19 protein-coding genes are annotated in these 18,757 nt (G+C 72.8%); 15 read left to right on the plus strand and 4 right to left on the minus strand.

The features are described from left to right. Positions 1 to 128 precede the first annotated feature (128 nt). Together JXZ78_RS19410 and JXZ78_RS19415 are read left to right on the plus strand one after the other, a co-directional pair. Positions 129 to 1,487, plus strand: coding sequence for a sensor histidine kinase (locus JXZ78_RS19410; RefSeq protein ID WP_106968856.1), 1,359 nt, complete (start codon positions 129 to 131; stop codon positions 1,485 to 1,487). Between the two features lie 31 nt (positions 1,488 to 1,518). Then, positions 1,519 to 2,169 carry a response regulator transcription factor gene (locus JXZ78_RS19415; protein ID WP_030022351.1) on the plus strand — a complete coding sequence of 217 codons (651 nt, stop codon included), beginning with the start codon at positions 1,519 to 1,521 and terminating at the stop codon, positions 2,167 to 2,169. Between the two features lie 128 nt (positions 2,170 to 2,297). Here JXZ78_RS19415 and JXZ78_RS19420 read toward each other — a convergent pair whose 3' ends face one another. Then, positions 2,298 to 2,921 (minus strand): TetR/AcrR family transcriptional regulator, encoded by a 624-nt coding sequence (locus JXZ78_RS19420; protein ID WP_030022352.1) that lies wholly within the window; start codon positions 2,919 to 2,921, stop codon positions 2,298 to 2,300. Positions 2,922 to 3,068: 147 nt separating this feature from the next. On the opposite strand from JXZ78_RS19420, the gene JXZ78_RS19425 reads away from it, so the two are divergent. The 3 genes from JXZ78_RS19425 (at position 3,069) to JXZ78_RS19435 (ending at position 5,937) form a co-directional block, all read left to right on the plus strand. Continuing rightward, positions 3,069 to 4,010, plus strand: coding sequence for a beta-ketoacyl-ACP synthase 3 (locus JXZ78_RS19425; protein ID WP_030022353.1), 942 nt, complete (start codon positions 3,069 to 3,071; stop codon positions 4,008 to 4,010). Positions 4,011 to 4,105: 95 nt separating this feature from the next. Further along, entirely contained in the window at positions 4,106 to 5,311 is a 1,206-nt protein-coding gene (locus JXZ78_RS19430) for a hypothetical protein (protein WP_030022355.1), read from the plus strand. Next, positions 5,308 to 5,937 carry a hemerythrin domain-containing protein gene (locus JXZ78_RS19435; protein ID WP_030022357.1) on the plus strand — a complete coding sequence of 210 codons (630 nt, stop codon included), beginning with the start codon at positions 5,308 to 5,310 and terminating at the stop codon, positions 5,935 to 5,937. Before JXZ78_RS19430 ends, JXZ78_RS19435 begins: the two co-directional genes overlap by 4 nt. A 198-nt stretch (positions 5,938 to 6,135) precedes the next feature. Here the strand turns inward: JXZ78_RS19435 and JXZ78_RS19440 are convergent, their stop codons facing one another. Next, on the minus strand, positions 6,136 to 8,166 hold the full coding sequence (locus JXZ78_RS19440) for a glycoside hydrolase (RefSeq protein WP_078624483.1): 2,031 nt from the start codon (positions 8,164 to 8,166) through the stop codon (positions 6,136 to 6,138). A 387-nt stretch (positions 8,167 to 8,553) separates the two neighbouring features. Between JXZ78_RS19440 and JXZ78_RS19445 the strand changes: the two genes are divergently transcribed. From JXZ78_RS19445 to JXZ78_RS19460, 4 genes are all read left to right on the plus strand, one after another. Then, entirely contained in the window at positions 8,554 to 9,504 is a 951-nt protein-coding gene (locus JXZ78_RS19445) for a ribosome-inactivating family protein (protein ID WP_030022359.1), read from the plus strand. Between the two features lie 178 nt (positions 9,505 to 9,682). Then, positions 9,683 to 11,254, plus strand: a complete 1,572-nt coding sequence (locus tag JXZ78_RS19450) for an alpha/beta hydrolase-fold protein (RefSeq protein ID WP_078624484.1) — start codon at positions 9,683 to 9,685, stop codon at positions 11,252 to 11,254. Then, positions 11,251 to 11,610, plus strand: coding sequence for a hypothetical protein (locus JXZ78_RS19455; protein ID WP_030022362.1), 360 nt, complete (start codon positions 11,251 to 11,253; stop codon positions 11,608 to 11,610). Before JXZ78_RS19450 ends, JXZ78_RS19455 begins: the two co-directional genes overlap by 4 nt. 209 nt (positions 11,611 to 11,819) lie before the next feature. Next, positions 11,820 to 12,605 carry a sulfite exporter TauE/SafE family protein gene (locus JXZ78_RS19460; RefSeq protein ID WP_030022364.1) on the plus strand — a complete coding sequence of 262 codons (786 nt, stop codon included), beginning with the start codon at positions 11,820 to 11,822 and terminating at the stop codon, positions 12,603 to 12,605. A gap of 46 nt (positions 12,606 to 12,651) precedes the next feature. Here JXZ78_RS19460 and JXZ78_RS19465 read toward each other — a convergent pair whose 3' ends face one another. Beyond that, positions 12,652 to 12,984, minus strand: coding sequence for a cupin domain-containing protein (locus JXZ78_RS19465; protein WP_030022365.1), 333 nt, complete (start codon positions 12,982 to 12,984; stop codon positions 12,652 to 12,654). Positions 12,985 to 13,372: 388 nt separating this feature from the next. Here JXZ78_RS19465 and cutA point away from each other — a divergent pair, with 388 nt between their 5' ends. Continuing rightward, on the plus strand, positions 13,373 to 13,669 hold the full coding sequence (cutA, locus tag JXZ78_RS19470) for a divalent-cation tolerance protein CutA (protein WP_030022367.1): 297 nt from the start codon (positions 13,373 to 13,375) through the stop codon (positions 13,667 to 13,669). 196 nt (positions 13,670 to 13,865) lie between these two features. Further along, a complete protein-coding gene (locus JXZ78_RS19475; protein ID WP_238783236.1) occupies positions 13,866 to 14,759 on the plus strand; it encodes a trypsin-like serine peptidase in 894 nt (297 codons plus the stop codon). A gap of 34 nt (positions 14,760 to 14,793) precedes the next feature. On the opposite strand, the gene JXZ78_RS19480 is transcribed toward JXZ78_RS19475, so the two are convergent. Next, entirely contained in the window at positions 14,794 to 15,459 is a 666-nt protein-coding gene (locus JXZ78_RS19480) for a class I SAM-dependent methyltransferase (protein WP_157851668.1), read from the minus strand. 308 nt (positions 15,460 to 15,767) lie between these two features. Between JXZ78_RS19480 and JXZ78_RS19485 the strand changes: the two genes are divergently transcribed. Genes JXZ78_RS19485 through JXZ78_RS19500 form a run of 4 tightly spaced genes read left to right on the plus strand, consistent with a single transcriptional unit; the run spans position 15,768 to position 18,739 of the window. Further along, entirely contained in the window at positions 15,768 to 16,616 is an 849-nt protein-coding gene (locus JXZ78_RS19485) for a tRNA-dependent cyclodipeptide synthase (protein ID WP_078624487.1), read from the plus strand. Then, positions 16,613 to 17,848 carry a cytochrome P450 gene (locus JXZ78_RS40810; protein ID WP_050502760.1) on the plus strand — a complete coding sequence of 412 codons (1,236 nt, stop codon included), beginning with the start codon at positions 16,613 to 16,615 and terminating at the stop codon, positions 17,846 to 17,848. Before JXZ78_RS19485 ends, JXZ78_RS40810 begins: the two co-directional genes overlap by 4 nt. After that, the gene (locus JXZ78_RS19495; protein WP_238783237.1) at positions 17,845 to 18,411 is read left to right on the plus strand and encodes a nitroreductase family protein; all 567 of its coding nucleotides are present in this window, start codon (positions 17,845 to 17,847) and stop codon (positions 18,409 to 18,411) included. Before JXZ78_RS40810 ends, JXZ78_RS19495 begins: the two co-directional genes overlap by 4 nt. Then, on the plus strand, positions 18,395 to 18,739 hold the full coding sequence (locus JXZ78_RS19500; protein ID WP_050502761.1) for a DUF6092 family protein: 345 nt from the start codon (positions 18,395 to 18,397) through the stop codon (positions 18,737 to 18,739). Before JXZ78_RS19495 ends, JXZ78_RS19500 begins: the two co-directional genes overlap by 17 nt. Positions 18,740 to 18,757 lie beyond the last annotated feature (18 nt).

The following is an 18,757-nucleotide window of genomic DNA, read 5'->3' on the forward strand; positions in this document are numbered from 1 at the left end:
CCCTCAGCGCGGGGGCGGGCGGGGTGTGAGGGGACGGGGCGGGTCGGCCGGGGGGGGTGCTACCCGAACCCCTGCTCTCCGTATCCGCACGATCGATCCGTGCGCGGCTCCGCCGTAGGTTGATGCCCATGCCACCGCACCACCGTCTGCCTGCTCCGGCGGCCCGCCTGTCGAGAGCAGCGGCCCGTCTGCCCGCTCCGGCGGCCCGCCTGTGCCGCCGGGCGGCCGCGCCCTTCGCTCCCCGGAGCCTGACCGCGGTGCTGCACGCCGTGACCGGGCTGCCGTTCGCGCTGCTCGGCATGGTGCTCGTCGTCGTGGGGCTGCTGGTGAGCACGGTGCTGGCGTGGACGGCGCTGGGCCCGTGGCTGATGGCGCTGACCGTACGGGGAGCGACCGCGCTCGGCGCTGCGCAGCGCGCCCTGGCACGCGGGCTGCTGTCGGTGCACATCGAAGCGCCCGCGCGGCGCACCGGCGGCGGGGCGCTCGGGTGGCGGCGGGCGGTGCTCGGCGACCGGGCCGGGTGGCGGGCGGTCGGCTGCGCCCTCCTCGCGCCGTTCACGGCCGTCGCGCCGCTCCTGGTCGTGCTGGCCGGGTACGTGTACGGGCTGCTCTTCCTCGCCCACCCCGTCCTGAAGCACGTCAACCACTTCACCGAGCGCGGTCCGGACGGCGCCGAACGCCATGTCTCCCTCCAGGTGGACGGGGTGGAGTTCGACTCCTGGCCACGGTGGCTGCCGGTGGTCGCCACCGGGGCCGCGCTGCTCCTCGTCGCGCCGTGGCTGCTGCGCCAGGCCCAGGCCCCGCACCGCCTCCTGCTGCGCTCACTGCTCGGCCCCGACCCGTCGGCGCAGCGCATCCGTACGCTGGAGGAGACGCGCGCCCAGGCCGTCGAGGACGCCGCCGCGACGCTCCGCCGTATCGAACGCGACCTGCACGACGGCACCCAGGCGCGGCTGGTCGGGCTCGGTATGCACCTCACGATGATCCGCGAAATGATCACCGCGGGCGCGGACCCGGACCAGCTGCTGGCCGTGGTGGAGACCGCCCAGGGCAATGCGAAACAGGCCGTCGCCGATCTGCGCCACCTGGTACGCGGCATTCACCCGCCCGTCCTGGACCAGGGGCTGGGCACGGCGCTCGCCACCCTCGCCGCCGACAGCGCCCTGCCGGTCACGGTGACGGCCGGCGCGCCAGGCCCCCGCCCCACCCCCGCCGTCGAATCCCTTCTCTACTTCTGCGCCGCCGAACTGCTCGCCAACGCGGCCAAGCACAGCGGGGCCACGCGGGTCGAGGTCGAGGTGGACACGGCGAGCGGCAGCGAGCTGCGGCTCGCCGTACGGGACGACGGACGCGGGGGCGCGGTGGTCGGCGCGGGCAGCGGACTCACGGGGCTGCTGGCCCGGGTCCGTACCGTGGACGGCACACTGACCTGCGACAGCCCACCCGGCGGCCCTACCGTGGCCACGGTCCGTATCCCGTTGTCCTAGGCCCCGTTCCCACTCCAGAAGGACAAGCCCCATGCGCGTCGTCATCGCCGAGGACTCCGCGATCCTGCGCGACGGACTCGTCCAACTCCTCACGCTGCGCGGAGTGGAGGTGGCGGCGGCCGTCGGCGACGCCGAGACGCTGCGGGCCGCGGTCGCCGAACACCGCCCGGACGCCGCCGTCGTCGACATCCGCCTGCCGCCCGGCCACACCGACGAGGGCCTGCGCGCGGCCGTCGCGATCCGCCGGGACCACCCCGGCACCGGCGTACTGATCTTCTCTCAGTACGTGGAGACCGCGTACGCGGCGCGGCTGCTGGGCGGCGGGGCGGGCGGCGTCGGCTATCTGCTCAAGGAACGGGTGGTGGACATCGCCGAGTTCGTCGACGCGCTGGAACGCGTCGCGGCGGGCGGCACCGCGCTCGACCCGGAGGTCGTCACCCAGTTCTTCGGCGCCGGCCGCCGCGCCGCCGCCCTGGACACCCTCACACCACGCGAACGCGAAGTCCTCGCCCACATGGCCCAGGGCCGCACCAACCAGGCCATCGCCGCCGCCTTCGTCGTCACCGAACGCGCCGTCGAGAAGCACATCGCGCACATCTTCACCAAGCTGGACCTCCCGCCGTCCGGGACGGACCACCGCCGGGTGCTCGCCGTGCTGCGGTACCTGGAGGCGGTGGGGTAGGGGCAGGGCTACGGGGCGGTGGCGGGCGGCGGTGACAGCTGCCACGAGTGGCCCCGGCGATCCCGGTCCTGAGCAGGTCCGCGACGCGCGTCGAAGGCGCGTCCGTCACCGGGCACCTCCCGGCGCCGTCACCGGGCCCCCTCCGGCGCGGGAGCCAGCAGCCGGGTGAGCGCGCGGCGGGTGCGGTCCTGGGCCTGGGGGTCGGCGAAGAGCTGGATGGCCTGGTTGAGGCCGGTGTAGAGGCCGATCAGCTCGAAGACGAGCTGGTCCGGGTCGGTGTCCGGGGGCAGCTCGCCCGCGTTCACGGCGTACCGGATCTCGTTGGCCAGCCGGCGGCGCCAGAGCAGGGAACGGCGTACCACCGCGTCGCGGATGGGCCCCACGCGCGCGTCGAACTCGACCGCCGCCGTGGTGAAGAAGCAGCCGCCGGGGAAGGCGCCGTGCTCGCGCTCCAGATAGGTGATCCAGTACTCGCAGACGGCCCGGAGGCGGGCGAGGCCGCGGGCCGTGCCGGCGGCGGGTTCCCACACCGCCCTGGAGAAGATCGCGGACGCGCCGTCCAGGGAGGCGAGCTGGAGGGTCTCCTTGGTGCCGAAGTGGCCGAGGACGCCGGCCTTGCTCATGCCCAGGTCGGTGGCGAGGCGGCCGATGGTCAGCCCGTCCAGCCCCTCGACCGAGGCGATCGCGATGCTGCGGTCGATGATCCGGTCCCGGGTCCGGCGGGACTCGGCGGCGGACTTGCGTGGGCTCATGCCGCCATCGTAGCCAGCGCGTCCCGCCCCGCCCGCAATTAACTTCCGACCGATCGGTTGCTATATTTCCGGCCGGTGCGGCCGGCGCCACCGCACCAGGCGGCGCACCGGTCGCGTCGCGCCGTCCACGACCCGAGGAGAGCAACCGTGCCGGGAACCCGTATCGCCGCGCTGGGCCACCACCAGCCGGCCCGCGTCCTGACCAACGACGACCTGGCGGGCATGGTCGACACCAGTGACGAGTGGATCCGGCGGCGCACCGGCATCGCCACCCGCCGGATCGCCGACGAGGAGTCGGTGGCCGACCTGGCCACGGCCGCCGCCGCCAAGGCCCTGGCCGCCTCCGGGCTGGCCCCCGGCGACATCGGTATGGTCACCGTCGCCACCTGCTCGGCCATCGACCGCTGCCCGTCCACCGCCGCCCAGGTCGCGGCCGCGCTCGGCATCCCCTCGGCCGTCGCGTACGACCTGAACAACGGCTGCGCGGGCTTCTGCACCGCGCTCGCCTCGGCGGACCACGCGGTCCGTGCGGGCGCCGCCCGGCACGCCCTGGTCATCGGGGCCGAGAAGATGTCGGACGTCACGGACTGGACCGACCGCGGCACCTGCGTCCTGCTCGGTGACGGCGCGGGCGCCGCCGTGGTGAGCGCCGCCGAGTCCGCGCACATCGGACCCGTCGTCTGGGGCTCCGACCCCACCCGTGCCCAGGCGGTGCGCCTGATGGGCGACTGGCACCCGCGCTTCGCGCAGGAGGGGCAGACGGTGTTCCGCTGGGTCACCACCGAACTCGCCCCGCTGGCCCGGGAAGCCTGCGAACGGGCCGGTGTCGCCCTCGCCGATCTCGCCGGAGTCGTCACCCACCAGGCCAATCTGCGCATCATCGAGGCCGTGGTGCAGCAACTCGGCCTGCCCGAGGACGTGGTGATCGCGCGCGACGTGGTCGAGTCCGGCAACACGTCCGCCGCGTCCGTGCCGCTCGCCCTGTCCAAGATGGTGGAGCGCCGCGACCTGCCGGCCGGCGGGCCGGTCCTGCTGCTGAGCTTCGGGGGCGGGCTGTCGTACGCGGGGCAGGTGGTGGACTGCCCGTAGGCGGGGCGCGTCCCGGCGGGGATCCGCCGTTTCTTCCGTGGGACGGGGGCACTCGGTGCTGGAACGTTCCTGTTCCGCTACGGCTGGAGAGCCCGATGTCGTTCAACCCTTTGGAGCAGCGGGGCATCCCGCTGGACCGGCAGGTGCGCAACTGGCGTGAGCTGAACGTAACGCCGATCGACCCGGACCAGTGCGACCCGTACACCCGGTGCCGCATCATCACGATGAACGGGATCGAGGTGGAGGCGATCCTGTTCGGTCACCAGCTGGCACGGCACTGTCCGGACATGGAGATCAAGCAGCAGCTGGCGCGTACCCGCTACATCGAGGCCCAGCAGCAGAAGGCGGTCAACTGGCTGCTGCCGGGCGTCTCGTCGGTGCTGGAGACGACGATCGCCTACGAGCAGGTGGCCGTGGATCTGACGGCGTGGGTCGCGCGGATGGAGCCCGACCCGTACCTCAAGCAGGCGTACCAGTTCGGGGTGCTGGAGGACTTCGACCACCTGTACCGGTACGCGAACCTGTACGAGATGATCGAGCACCGCAAGGCGGAGACGATCGTGGACGGGCTGACCGAGGTGATGCCGGGCCGCCCCACCCCGGTGCACCACCGCCACCCGGTGGACAACGTGCGCGAGCCGTACGACAAGACCAAGGCGCACCCGCTGTCGAAGCTGCACGCGCTGACGGTCATGTCGGCCGAGCAGCAGACGATGAACTTCTACATGAACACCGGCCCCACCTACATGGAGCCGATCGCCCGCCAGCTCTACCAGGAGATCGGGCTGATCGAGGAGGAGCACGTCACGCACTACGAGTCGCTGGTCGACCCGGGGGAGACATGGTGGGAGCAGCTGGTCAACCACGAGTACAACGAGTGCTACCTGTACCACTCCTTCATGGAGCAGGAGAGCGACCCGAAGGTGAAGGCCATCTGGGAACTGCACCTGAACATGGAGCTGGAGCACCTGCACATCGCCTGCGACCTGATGCGCCGCCACGACGGGCGCGAACCGGCCGAGGTGCTGGCCCCCGAGCTGCCCGACGTGCTGACGTTTGAACCGAACAAGGGGTACCTGCGGGAACTGATCGCCGAGCAGCTGGACCTGACCACGCTGGGCGCGGGCTACGTCCGCGAGGCCCACGAGCGGTTCGAGTCGATGCAGGAAGCCCTCAACGGCGGCGGGACGACGCCGAGCGACCGGGTGCTGGCCGAGCACGACAAGCTGATCGGCGGCGACTACCGGCTGCAGACGGAGGGCGAGCACCCGGTCGCCGCGCTGCGGACGGAGGAGCGGTGACGGCCCCGGCGGACCGCGCCGAGGACGGGCGGACCACGGCGACGACCGACCCGGCCACCGACCGGAACCCCACGCCGGACACGGACGTGGTCGCGCTGCTGATCGCCCAGCACGGACAGATCCGCAACCTCTTCGACGAGGTGGAGCAGAGCAGCGGGGACGCCCGCCGGGACGCGTTCCGCCGGCTGGTGCGGATGCTGGCGGTGCACGAGACGGCCGAGGAGGAGGCCGTCCACCCGTATGTGAAACGGACGGCGGACGGCGGGGACGACATCGTCGCGGACCGGCTCGGCGAGGAGAAGACGGCCAAGCGGACACTGTCCGCGCTGGAGGACCTGGACCCGGAGGACGAGGCGTTCCTGCCGCGCCTGCTGTCCCTGCGGACGGACGTGAGGGAACACGCGCGTGCCGAGGAGCGCTACGAGTTCAACCAGCTGCGGCGGCTGAACGACCCGGCCCGGCTGGCTTCGTTGGCCAAGGCCGTCAAGGCGGCCGAGTCCGCCGCGCCGACGCACCCGCACCCCGGGGTGGAATCCGGCGCGATGAACGCCGTGCTCGGCCCGGTGGCGGCGATCGCCGACCGTACGCGCGACGCCGTCCGCAAGGCCATGGGCAAGGATGGCTGAGTACCTGGGTAGTACCTGGGTACCGCGCCGGGCCGGTGCCCGCGGAGAGCGAGGGGCGGACCTCCACCGGACGTCCGCCCCTGCTTCGTCAGCCCCTTGCTTCGTCAACCCTTGTCGCGTCAGCCCCTTGCTTCGTCCGCCCTTGTCGCGTCAGCCCCTTGCTTCGTCGGCCCCCTGACGCGTCAGCCCCCTGTTTCCTCAGCCCGCAGCCTTCGCCGGGCACAGTCGCCGCGGCTGCTCGTCGCCGCGCAGCCGGGCGTCCACGCAACCGCCGGGGAGGCCGGCGTGGGCCGTGGTGCCGAAGTTGGCGGTGACGGTGAGCTTGCCGTTGCCGAACTCCGTACGCTGCACGAGGTTGTCGTCGGTCAGGCGGCGGAACGAGGTCAGCTGCTCGGTGCCCGCCGCCTTGTGCAGCGGTGAGAAGTACTTCTGCAGCGCGGCCAGCTCGGGCCCGGACTTCTTGATGGACGGGCCGTCGAGCACGTAGTTCAACGGGATGTTGTAGAGCATCGCCAGCAGCGCGCGGTCGGTCTTCTGCTTCGGCAGCTTGTTGTACGACAGCTCCCACCGCTCGGCGTTGACGAGCGAGCTGTGCAGCGCGGTCTCGTACAGCGGCACCCGGTAGGCCGGGTCGTACATCGCCTTCGCCAGGTCGGCCGGCAGCTCGACCGGCTTGAAGAACATCTTGGGGGCGCTCTGCGGGTACCAGGCGCCCCAGGTCTCCTTGTCGCGCTGGAGCTTCCACAGGCCGTCGGCGACCGGGGTGGCCGCCCCGTGGTTGAACGCCAGCACCTCGTTGGCCCAGGACTGGGCGCTCTCCGAACCCAGGACGAGCTTCTTGTCCTGGGCCAGGCGCCGCATCCGGGCCAGCCGGTTCGCGCGGTCGTCCGCCTTGGTCATCGGGTGGGCGGCGCTGTGGTCGCGGAACTCCTCACCGGTCGCGTCGACGTCGAGGAAGTAGCTGTCGGCGTCGTTGGCGGTCATGGCGCGGGTGCGGTCGGCGAGGTAGTGGTGCTGCGGCTCGGCCTGTTCGAAGGCGCGCGAGCTGAGGTAGCAGCCGCGGTCGCCGAACCCGGTCTCCGGCTTGCCCTCGGCGTCCCGTACGCAGAAGTCGGGGTAGACCGTGCCGGGCCACTTGGAGGTGGGGGAGTCGGCGCTCTTCGGGTCCTGGCCGTTGGCGAACGTGTCGTACGGGCCGACGAGGTAACCCGCCTTCTTCGCCGCCTTCACGGCCGCGGCGTCCATCGGATCGGCCCCGGCGTCGTAACCGAGCCACATCCGGTCCACACCCAGCTTCCGCAGCTCCTCGACGCCGCCGGCCTTGCGCGCGTCGCCCCACACGTACGCGTGGAAGGCGCCGAGCAGCCGGCCGTTCGCCGGATTCCTGCGGATCTTCTCGCGCAGGCTGCCGAGCTGTCCGTGCTCGGAGAGCCAGGAGCGGTAGTCGGCGCCGGGCGCGACGGGGTTGCCGTCGGTGAGGGCGAAGGTGACGGTGTAGTCGCGGGTGCCGTCGCCGCCGTCGAAGGCGTGGGTGGTGGAGGTGGTCAGCCGTCCGCCGTCGGAGCGGAACTTCAGCGAGGTGCCGAGGTCGGTGGGGGTGAGGTAGCTGACGCCGTGGCCCTTGCCCAGGGAGTAGCCCCACAGCGGCAGTTCGAGCTGGCCCCCCACGTCGATCGCGTCGCCCGTGAGGCCGCCCTTCGCGGAGTTCCAGAACGCGTCGCGCACGGGGATGTCCAGGCCCTCGCCGCGCGGCAGCTGGACGGACGACGCGGCCCGGTCGGTGCCGGTCACCGGCCAGGTGAGCGAGCCGTCGCGGTCCGCCTTCATGCTGACCCGCAGCCGCCCGTGGTCGGCGCGCGCGGTCACCGTCAGGCCCTGGTCCGGGTAGCTCCAGCGGGCGCCGCCGTCGGTGCGCTCGACCGGGCCGGGCGTGCCGAGGGCGGTGCCGGACGGGGCGGACAGGGCCAGGCTCCTGCCGTCCGCCGTACGGGCGTTGACGGCGAGCGTGCCGGTGTCGACGGTGGCCGTGCCGCCCCGTACGGGGATGTCGATGTGCCGCCCTCCGACGGTCCCGGCCACGGCCTGGCTGCTGCACCCGGAGGCGCCGACAGTGGCCGTGGCCGTCAGTACGAGGGAGGCGGCGAGCACGCGCGTACCGGTACGGGAGCGGGGTCGGGTGCGGGCGCCGGGGCGGGGCTCGCCGCCGGTCGGGGTGATCTTGGAATCCATGGACACGTGGATAGTGCGCGGGGTTAAGAACTCTCTAAGAAGCCCTGGCACGACGCGAGCAGCCATGTCTTCGGGAAGCACGCGTCGGTTGCTCGGGGGAGCGAAGTGTTCGGCCGTGGCGGTCGCGGCCGGGGAGCGGCGCGTGGTGCTGGCATTAGATGAACGTTAGGTCCGCAGGCCAGGGTGAGGGACGCCTGCTGTGGCCGTGGCGTTGTCCGCCGTGGCCCGGCGGCCGGTTCGGGCTGTCCTGTGTACCCAGGCGGTCTGTCACCGATGGGCAAGGACGGCGGCGCCGGTACGCGTCCGTACCGCTGACTGTTGCCTCGGAGTCAGGTTGTTGCGAAGTCCTGCTGCGGGGCTTCGGGCTGAAGCGTTAGGGAGAAATCGATGCATCCGATATCCGCCGTACGTGGCGTCGGCAGACGGATCGGCGTTCTGTGTCTTGCGCTGTTCGCTGCGTGCGGACTGCTGAACGGAAATGCGACACCGGCCCACGCGGACACCACCCAGCCGTGGACCGTCATCGAGTGGGACATCACGGGGATGAAGGGCAAGACCGCCAGTCCGGGCGCGGCCAGCAACTACCGTGCCATGGTCGCCCGCCTTCGGGACATCTCCAGTCACCAGATCCTCAACGATGTGCGAGAGAGCATGCCGCAGGGCACCGGCCGCTACATCGAGGTCAGGGTCAGGGACCGCGGCGCAGCCACCCAGCACCGGCTGTCCCTGTATCTGCGCGCGGACAACCTCTACCTCGACGGCTTCACGGTCCAGGGACAGAACTACAGCTTCCGAGAAGCCCCGCGGGAAATGGTGACGGGGTTCAGCCGTTTCTACCGCAACCAGGGCAACATGCTGTTCGATGTTCTTCCCTACACCGGGCACTACAGGGACCTGGCCGAGTCCCAGGCTCGTAGTGAAGCCTCCTACGACGCGAGTCACATGTTCCAGTACCTCGACACGATGACGGGGCTGACGGAGAACAACTGGTACGGGGCGCGGTCCCACATCGCCTTCGTCATCGGCGCCACCTCCGAAGCCGCCCGTTTCGGCTGGATCGAGAACCGTATCGCCCGGAGCATCCACGCGGGCAGCGATTACGACGGGGAGGGCTCCTACTCGTTCATCGGTGGATTCGGTGTGGATTTGGAGAACAACTGGGAGCGTCTGTCGCGCATCGTTCATGCCGGCATGAACAACGAGAGTCTCCCCGCCGCGCAGCACGCCCGGATCGCCGGACGCATCTACGCGAACCTCCACGAGATCCAGTACGGCACGACGCGCAACAACCAAGCCGGCCCCCGGATCGCCCCTTTCATCACGCTCTACGGCGCCTGACTCCGTCCGGCCGGGGCGCCCCGCCGCCCGTCCCCGTGGGTGTTGTCCCGGCGACCGATGTGCGATTAGGTTAGGCTTACCTAAGTCGAGGTCGGACGCGCTGCGTACGACCCGGCCGAAGTCGTCTGTGCCCGCGCCGGAGCGCCGGGCGGGAAGCGGGTTGTCGATGGGAGCGTCGATGAAGACATCGGTGGGCACGTCGACGGGCGCGGTCGGGGGAACCCTGCCGGGTGCCGCGACGGGTACGGCGACGGGAGCGGTACGGGGGACGGTGCCGGGCGCACCCTCCGGCGGACCGGCGGGAACGGGGGCGGCGGAAGCCGTGCCCGCCGGCCCGCCGCACACGTCGCGCCCGGCACCGGCCGAGATCGTGGACAGCCCGCGGATCGTCGCGCTGGCCGCCTCCGTGGCGGGCGGACGCGACGCCGCCGTACGGGAGTTCTGGGCCGAGGCCGCCACGCAGGGGACCCCGCTCGTCGAGCCGATCCCCTGGGACCCCGAGCACCGGGCCGTCACCTTCCTGTGGCGCGGCACGGACCGGACCCGCCGGGTCCTCCTGCTGGTCGACCGCCTGGTGGACCGCGCGCACCTCGCGGGCAGCCTGATGCGCCGGATCCACGGCACCGACGTCTGGCACCTCACCTACCGGCTGCCCTCCGACCACCGCGGGTCGTACGTCATCGCGCCCGACACGGGGGCGGAGGGCGGACGGGCCCGTACGGGGGACGTTTCGGTCGCGATGCCGGAGGTGCCGGTGTCGGCGCAGGCGGTGTCGGCGGCGCCGGTGCTGTCGCCGGCGCCGGTCTCCGAGCCTGCGGACGACTTCCAGGCCCGGCTGCTCCCGCTGCTCGCCGCCGCGCGGCCCGACCCGCTCAACCCGCACGTCATGCCGTCGCGTTGGCGCGGTGAGGGCGGCTCGGTCTTCGAGCTGCCCGACGCCCCGCCGCAGCCGTGGCGGCCGTGGGCCGCCGGACCCGACGGGAACATGGCCCGGGGTACGGTCGAACGGCACCGGCTGACCAGTGCCGCCCTCGCCGCCCGCCGCGACATCTGGACGTACGTACCGCCGGGGCCGCTCCCGGACGGCGGGGCCGACACGCTGGTGCTCCTGGACGGCGACATGTGGTTCGGGCGGCTCGGGGTGCAGGGCCTCTTCGACCGGCTGATCGCGGACGGCGTGCTGCCGCCGCTGGTCGTGCTGGCGCCGGACGCCGTGGACAACGCCACCCACGCCCGCGAGTTCGGCGGCCGGCAGGCGTACACGAACTTCCTCGCCGCCGAACTGCTGCCCTGGGCAGCGGCGCGGCTGCCGGTGACGTTCGACCCGTCGCGCACGGTGGCCGCGGGCGAGAGCCTGGGCGGACTCACCGCGCTGTACGCCGGTTTCGCGGCGCCGCACCGGTTCGGCAACGTCCTGGCCCAGTCGCCCGCGCTGTGGTGGCGGCCGGAGGGGGCGGGCCCGGTGAACGGGAGCGACGTCGCGGAACGGCCGTCCTGGCTGGCGGAACGGTTCGCCGCGGGGGGCCGCCGCGAGCTGCGGACCCACCTGCGGGCAGGCCGGTACGCGGGCGACGCGCGCACCCGCTCCCGGGAACTGCGCGACACGCTGCGTGTCCTCGGCCATCCGGTCACGTACAGGGAGTACAACGGCGGTCATGACCACGCCTGCTGGGCGGGCGGCCTGGCGGAGGGGCTGGCGGACCTGCTGGGCCGACCGGCCGCCGACGCCGGAACACGAGGGTTCGCATGAAGCCCTTCACCCCGCGCCTCGCGTACTACGCCCTCAAGTCGCGCGCGTACCACGCCGTCCTGCGCACGCCCCGCTTCCGTACGGCCAAGTCGGCGGACCCGGCGAGCCCGGCACCCCCGTCGGCTCCGTCGGCGACGGAACGCCGACCGGACCGCCCACAAGGTGCCACGACGGATCGCCGGCACCGGCCCGCCAAGGACCGCGCGCAACGGCCGGTCGCGGAACGCGCGCAGCGGCCCGCCAAGGACCGCCCGCAACGCTCCGCCAAGGACCGCCCCCAGCGGTTCCCCAAGGACCGCCCGCAGCGGTCCGTCCCTGACCGTCCTCACCGGCGTACCAAGGCCCTCGCCGGATGACGGACGCGGCGCCCCGCCCCACCAGTGCCGGGGCGGGGCGCCCTTGATACGGACGGGTGGCGGGCGGCGGTCACGGGCCGCCCGCCACCCGCCCATCACCCGTGCGCCACCCGCCCCTTGCGCGGTCCCTGGGCGTCCCCCGTACGCCACTTCTGTGACTCCTGCCACGCGGGCCCCTCCCGCCCCGCCCGGCTCCTTAAGATCGGCCGGTGCCCGCAGACATATCTCTGACGACGACTCTCCTGCTGTGCCTGGCCGCCCTGGCGGCGGGCTGGATCGACGCCGTCGTGGGCGGCGGCGGTCTGCTGCTCCTGCCGGCCCTGCTCGTCGGCCTCCCGCACACGCCCGCCGCGTACGTCCTGGGGACCAACAAGTCCACGGCCGTGGTCGGCACCGCCGCCGCGGCCTGGACCTACGTACGCAAGGCCCCGATCGACCTGCGCACCGCCCTGCGCATCGGCCTGGCCGCACTCGGCGGCTCGCTGGGCGGCGCGTTCTTCGCGGCGGGCATCGACAGCGCGGTGCTGCGCCCGCTCATCATGGCCGTCCTGGTGGGTGTCCTGGCGTTCGTCCTCCTGCGCCCGGCCTTCGGCACCGCCCCGCCGCCCTCGGGGCCCGTCACCCGGCGGCGCCTCCTGGCCGCGCTCCTGGTGGCGGGCCTGGGCATCGGCTTCTACGACGGCCTCATCGGCCCCGGCACCGGCGCCTTCCTCGTCGTCGCGCTGGCCGCGATCCTGCACATGGACCTGGTGACGTCCTCGGCCACCGCCAAGGTCGTCAACGTGTGCACCAACGTCGGCGCCCTGGCCATGTTCGCCTACCAGGGCACGGTTCTGTGGCAACTGGGCGCCCTGCTGGCGGTGTTCAACTTCGTCGGCGGCACGGTCGGCGCGCGCATGGCCCTCAAGCGGGGGGCCGGGTTCGTGCGCGGGGTGCTGGTCGTGGTCGTGGTGACGCTGCTGTGCAAGCTGGCCTTCGACCAGTGGCTGGCCTGAGGGCCATGGCGCCGACCGGCCTGGGGCCGGTGGCGGCCGGCTGCCGTCAGTTCATGGACTTCGTCGCCGTGACGGCGGTCAGCAGGACGGCGGAGTCCTGAAGGGCCTTCAGGCCGTGCCGCTCGTGGGGGACCGGCATCACCTGCCCGGCGATCAGGTCCCGGTCGTCACTCGTCCCGGTCAGCCGCACCCGGCCGTGCAGCACCTGGAGGCTGGCGGCCGGGGGCGTGACGTGCTCGTCCAGGGCGGCGCCCTCGATGAGCGCGATCACGGTCTGCCGGAGCGGGCCGTCCTGGAGGAAGAGGTGGGCGCTGCGCCCGTGAGCGGAGGCCCTGGCGTCGTCGAGCTGGCGGCGGGCGAGCGAGCTGAGGTCGTCCATGACGCGGCCTTTCGATCGGGGGTCCATCGGGGGTCCATCGGGGTCCGTCGGGGGGTCGTCGGGGGGCCACGGCGCCGGGGATCGGCGCCGGTTCCGGTACTGGTACCCGTATCGCCTCCGCCCACCGCACCGCCGTGCGGCCCGGTCCATCCTGACGGGTGGCCGGTCGGCTGCCGAATGGCCGCCCGGCCGCGGAATCGCCGTCGGACGGCGCACGGCCGGCGGGCGGCGGCCGGGCGATCGCCGGGGTCCGTACGATGCGAGGAACCTGATCAGCGACCCAGTGCCCGAAGGAGGCGTCCGGATGCGAGACGAACCGGCGGAACACGGCGGGCGGCGGGAACCCGCCGCGGCAGCGGACGGCGGCCCGGCCGGCTTCCTGACCGTCATGACGACGACCGACAGCGCCGAGAAGGCGGAGACGCTGGCGCGCGGCGCGGTGGAGGCGCGGGTGGCGGCGTGCGCGCAGATCAGTGCGCCCGTCACGTCCGTGTACCGGTGGGAGCAGGCCATCGAGACGGCACAGGAGTGGCAGGTGCTGTTCAAGACGGCGGCCGCTCGGTACGAGGCGCTGGAGGCGTACCTCGTCGCGGCGCACGACTACGACACGCCGGAGATCATCGCCACGCCCGTCACGCGGGGCGGGGCCGGCTATCTCGCGTGGGTCGCGGAGGAGACGAGCTGACGTGGGAGGGCGGTCCGAGGCGCGGGGGTCCGGGGCGCGGGGGCCCGAGGTACGGCGGTCCGAGCTACGGGGGTCCGAGCTACGGGGGTCCGAGCTACGGGGACCAGCGGGGCGGGGCGGCCGCGGGCGCCGGGGCGGACGGCGGGCCCGTGGCCGGCTGAGCGCTGCCGGAGCCGGGCTGGCGCTGTGCCTCCTCGTGGCGCCCGCGAGCGGCGCCGTCACCGACGCGGCCGGTGACGGCGGGAGCGGCGGGGGTGCGGGCGGCTGGACGAGCGAGGACGCGGCCCGGTACTGGACGGCCGGGCGGATGGCGGCGGCCGTCCCGGCGGGCGCGGGCAGCGGCAAGAGCGCCGCTCCGCCGGGGGAGAGCGCCGGTGCGCCCGGCGCGCGCGCCACGGCGGGCGCCGCCCGGTCCGCCCGGCACTTCGGCGGCGTGCCCTCCGTCGGCGTGCTGTTCTCCGTCGACCAGGACGCACGGGCCCACCACTGCACCGCGAGCGTCGTCCGCAGCCCGCACCGCGACCTGATCCTGACGGCCGGGCACTGCAAGCCGGGGTCCCGTGCGGCCTTCGTACCGCAGTATCGTTCCGGCGCCACCACCCAGCCGTACGGGGTCTGGGCGGTCGAACGCGGCTTCACCGACCCGCGACGCAGCGGCACCGGCCCCGGATCGGACCTGGACTTCGCGTTCGCGACGGTCGCGCCGGACGGCCGGGGCCGCACACTGGAGTCGGTGACCGGCGGCAACATCCTGCTGCGCACCCCCGGTTACACCACGGACGTCACCGTCATCGGCTACCCCACCGCCCGCAACGACCCCGCCGACCAGGCCGTCCGGTGCGATGTACGGACCAGCCGGCTCACCGGGCAGCGGCAGCTGCGCATGGAGTGCGGCGGGTTCTACGGCGGCACGTCGGGCGGCCCGTGGCTGAGCCGCTTCGACGAGCGGACGAAGACCGGGTACGTGGTCGGCAACATCGGCGGCCTGAACGGCGGCGGCCCGTCCGGCCCGGACGGCCACCGGACGTCCTACAGCCCGTACTACGGCTCGGAGGTCTTCCGGCTCTACGCCCGCGCCGTCACCCGGTGACGGGTACGGCCCGCGGTGCCGTGCGGCTCCGTGCTCACCCGGAGCGATCCGGAGAGGACGCGGGACGGGCGTGGAGGAAGAGATGGTCCTCTTCCGCGCCCATGATGCCGGTGCCGGGCCGGACCTCGATCTCCTCGACCGTCAGCCCGGCGAGCCCGGCGCGGCGCCGCAAGTCCTGGCGGGTGCACCGAGGTGGGTGATACGTCCCGTAAAGGCCCTCGACGGGTGTCTCACCAGGGCGTTCGGGAACGCCGACGATGACGGCTCCGTCGGGCCGGGCGAGCGAGGCGAAGCGGGCCAGCGCCGAGACGAACACCGGCTCGGGAAGATTCATCAGGCAGAAGAAGCTGACCACGGCGTCGAACGTGCCCAGCCCGGTGGCCTGTTCGCCGAGCAGGTCCACCAGGAGGAACCGGGCCTCGGGCACGTTGGCGCGCGCGGCCGCCAGCATCGCTTCCGACACGTCGATCCCGGTGACGTCCAGCCCGCCGCCCGCACACAACTGCGCACAGGTGGGCCGTCCGGTGCCGCAGCCCGCGTCGAGCACCCGGGCCCCGCGTGGCAGACGCTTCAACAGCCGCTCGATGACGGCGATCTGGGAATCCTGGTGGGCGGGCGCCACTTCGGCATAGCGCGCGGCGACCCGATCGGCCACCTGCGCGGCCTCTTTGCCGTAGGGAGTCATGTCTGCTGCTGTCATGAGGAATTCGCCTTTCCGGAGGCACGTCATGTGCAAGGCCGTTCCCGCTCGCCCTTCCCGTAAGCGTTTTCTCGTCGAATGGTGTGCCGGCGGGCGTACGCCGGAGCATTCATTGGTGCCGCGCGCCACCTGGGAAACGTTCACGTGAGCTGAATGGGTGAAATGGGCAGGGGTGGCGGTCAGCGTGCGGCGGCTCCGGGCACTCAGAAAGTAACGCACTCGGTGGTGCGGGGCAGGGCGCGACGATCCGCAGGAATGACAGGGCGGCCGCTTTCCCTGTCTCCTTTCCGGCAGTCAGGAGGTTGGGCATGAGTGCATCGCAGGCTGCTGTGAATTTTCGCACGCGACCTTTCACTGACCGGTGCGACCGTATCCGGCGGCGTGGTGATCACGCGCTGATCGGAGTGAGCACGAACAACAGTTACTTCAGCGCTGAACGGCTCACCGCGCTGGTGCACTGGGCGCAAAGACACTTCCGGGCCGTCGACATCATCTGTGCCGACCTGCACATAGACACCGTGCTGACCGCTGAGGGGGCCGCTCCGGAGAGCGTCGGAAGGCGGGCTCGCAGACGCGTCACCGACGTGCGCCGCAGAATCCGCAAAGCCGTCCAATCGGCCTCGCCCGACGGTCCGGTGCCCGGTACCCACCTGCTCTCGGACTTCCAGCACAACGGCGCCTACCAGCGCTTGCGGGCGGACATCGACAGGGCCCTCTGCGAGGACCCGGAATTCGCGGACGCCTGCCACGACATGATCCGTATCCATCTGCTGGGCCAGCCGCAGAATACGGGTGGAACGCATTCCGCCGCCGGGCCCGTGGCCGGCGGCCCGGCAGACGCGGCGGAAGACGACCAGGTGCGGGCGGGGCTGCAGTATCTCAGCGGCGAACTGCCTTTCTTCGTGGACACCCCGAGCATTCTCGGCGTGCCCTCGTCGGTTTCCTGCTACCACCTGTTCACGCCTGTCCTCGGGCCGCTCTACATGCGGGAAAACGGTCTGCGGGCGGCGGACAACCAGGCATTCCTGGCGGTGACGCCGGACGACGCTCCCGTGCATCCGGACGACGCTCCCGCGCATCCGGACGACGCCGGCCGTCCGGGAGACGCCGGCTCCTCAGCGCCCGGGCGTCCCGGCGGAGCAGGGGACGTGACGTGAGCGGACGGCCTCCCGGCGAGCAGGCCGCCCACCCCGCCGGTACGGACGTGGCCTTCCCGCTCTCCCGGCGCGGTGACGTCGTCCCCGCCGAGTGCGCCTGGCTGCGCGACGAGCGCCCGGTCGCCCGGGTACGCACGCTGGCCGGCGACCCGGCTTGGCTGGTGTCCACCTACGACCTGGCCGGCCGGGTCCTGGACGACGAGACCTTCAGCCTCTCCGCCACCGCCGCCCCCGGCGCGCCCCAGCAGTACGCGCCCACCTTCCCCGTCCAGATCCGCAACAACCTGTCGCGCATCAAGGACGAGGGGACGCGGGATGCCGTGATGCAGGCCCTGTCGCCCCGCGCGATCAAGCAGGCGGCGGACCGGTTCCGGCACCGGGCCGACGCACTGATCGACGAGCTGCTGGCCGAGGGCCCGCCCGTCGACCTCAAGGACCGGTTCGCCGACCCCTACACCGCGTCCGTGATGTGCACCGTCCTGGGGTTGCCCGACGACGACTGGCGCCGGCTGATGAGCGGTCTGGACATCAGCATCATGACCGCGCCCCGCCCCCTCGAAGGCGCCTTGGCCAACTGGGACAAGGGAATGTCCCACATGGCCGGGCTGCTGCGGGCGCCCGGCGCGACCGACGCGCCCGGCCTCCTCGGCGCGCTGGCACGGGTCCGCGCCGACAGCGGTGGCGGCGAGGAGGCGAGTACCGACGAACACCTCACGATGACGCTGCACTCCCTGTTCGAAGCGGGAGCGGTCAGCACCTCCGCCTTCCTGACGCTGGCGATCCTGCTCCTGCTCCGTGACAGCGAGCAACGGCGGTGGCTGGGGGACCACCCCGAGGCCATCGGCCCGGCGGTGGAGGAACTGCTGCGCTACAACCTGTCCATCGGTGACGCACTGCCGCGCATCGCCACCCGGGACACCGAACTGGGCGGCGTGCCCGTCGCCGCGGGCGACCTCGTCCTCGTCCTGGTCGAAGGCGCCAACCACGACCCGGCCGTCTTCCGCGACCCGGGCCGGCTGGACCTGACCCGGACGCCCAATCCCCACCTGGCGTTCGGCAGCGGCCGCCACTACTGCCCGGCCACCACGCTGGCCCGGGCCCACGCGGCCACCGCGCTCACCGCCCTGCTCGCGCGCCTGCCCGGCCTGCGCCTGGCCGTCCCCGCCGATGAGCTCAACTGGCGCTCCGGCTGGATCAAACGCACACCTGAACGCCTGCCGGTGCTCTGGTGACGTGCCCCGCCGGGACCACGCCGGAGGCGACCGACTCCGCGGCGGCACGAACGGCGTTCCTGAACCTGCTGCGGTCGCGTGCGGTGGTGCGCCGCTACACCCGCGAACCGGTCGACGACGCGCTGCTCGACGCACTGCTGGACGTCATGCCGGCGGCACCCACGGCCGCCAACAAGCAGGCATGGGGTTTCGTGGCCGTCCGGGACCCCTACACGGTGCGCTGCCTGCGGGCCTTCGCGCCGGGCATGATCGGCCTGCCGCCGCTGGTGGTCACGGCGTGCTTCGACCGCGACCGTGCCGCCCGCGAGGACAGCGGGCCCACGGACGTCGGGCTGCTGTGCGTGGCCATGGCCGTACAGAACCTGCTCCTGGCCGCGCACGCGACCGGCCTGGGCGGCTGTCCCGTCAGCAGCTTCTCCCGGACCGCCGTCGGCCGCCTGCTGGCACTGCCGCCCCACCTCGAACCCGTCCTCCTCGTACCGGTCGGCCACCCGGCGGACCCGGTGCGCCCCTCCGCCCGACGCCACCGTGACGAAGTGATCCGCCATGGCACCTGGACCTGACCAGCCGACGACAGCACCCGACCTGACCGATGACATCGTCCTGCTGGCCGCCTTTCTCCTCAGCAGCGCCCACGGCCTGCTGGACGAACCCCCGGCGTACGGCCCGGCCCGCTGCGCCGACGGCGCCCGGCGCGCCCTCGAACTGCTGGACGCGTACGGGGAGCCGGACCCGGCTCTGCTGAGAGTCCGCACGCAGCTGGAGGACGCGATGTGCGGCCCCATGGCCGACGTGGACCTGCCGTCCCTGCTCCGTACGGCGTGCGAGCAGATGCTGGACGTCATCACGGCCCGCCGGGCGGGGGCGCCGCACGTGCCGGCCACCGGCTGACGTCGCACACCGCGCAGC

Source organism: Streptomyces monomycini (assembly GCF_022271435.1).
Lineage (GTDB): Bacteria > Actinomycetota > Actinomycetes > Streptomycetales > Streptomycetaceae > Streptomyces > Streptomyces monomycini.

Excerpts from the sequence above, each read along its gene's own strand:
- JXZ78_RS19445 (WP_030022359.1), top strand. The coding sequence starts at position 8,554 with ATGCATCCGATATCCGCCGTACGTGGCGTCGGCAGACGGATCGGCGTT.
- JXZ78_RS19455 (WP_030022362.1), top strand. The coding sequence starts at position 11,251 with ATGAAGCCCTTCACCCCGCGCCTCGCGTACTACGCCCTCAAGTCGCGC.
- cutA (WP_030022367.1), top strand. The coding sequence starts at position 13,373 with ATGACGACGACCGACAGCGCCGAGAAGGCGGAGACGCTGGCGCGCGGC.
- JXZ78_RS19410 (WP_106968856.1), top strand. The coding sequence starts at position 129 with ATGCCACCGCACCACCGTCTGCCTGCTCCGGCGGCCCGCCTGTCGAGA.
- JXZ78_RS19480 (WP_157851668.1), bottom strand. The coding sequence starts at position 15,459 with ATGACAGCAGCAGACATGACTCCCTACGGCAAAGAGGCCGCGCAGGTG.
- JXZ78_RS19485 (WP_078624487.1), top strand. The coding sequence starts at position 15,768 with ATGAGTGCATCGCAGGCTGCTGTGAATTTTCGCACGCGACCTTTCACT.
- JXZ78_RS19415 (WP_030022351.1), top strand. The coding sequence starts at position 1,519 with ATGCGCGTCGTCATCGCCGAGGACTCCGCGATCCTGCGCGACGGACTC.
- JXZ78_RS19430 (WP_030022355.1), top strand. The coding sequence starts at position 4,106 with ATGTCGTTCAACCCTTTGGAGCAGCGGGGCATCCCGCTGGACCGGCAG.
- JXZ78_RS19450 (WP_078624484.1), top strand. The coding sequence starts at position 9,683 with ATGAAGACATCGGTGGGCACGTCGACGGGCGCGGTCGGGGGAACCCTG.
- JXZ78_RS19500 (WP_050502761.1), top strand. The coding sequence starts at position 18,395 with ATGGCACCTGGACCTGACCAGCCGACGACAGCACCCGACCTGACCGAT.
- JXZ78_RS19440 (WP_078624483.1), bottom strand. The coding sequence starts at position 8,166 with ATGGATTCCAAGATCACCCCGACCGGCGGCGAGCCCCGCCCCGGCGCC.
- JXZ78_RS19465 (WP_030022365.1), bottom strand. The coding sequence starts at position 12,984 with ATGGACGACCTCAGCTCGCTCGCCCGCCGCCAGCTCGACGACGCCAGG.
- JXZ78_RS19420 (WP_030022352.1), bottom strand. The coding sequence starts at position 2,921 with ATGAGCCCACGCAAGTCCGCCGCCGAGTCCCGCCGGACCCGGGACCGG.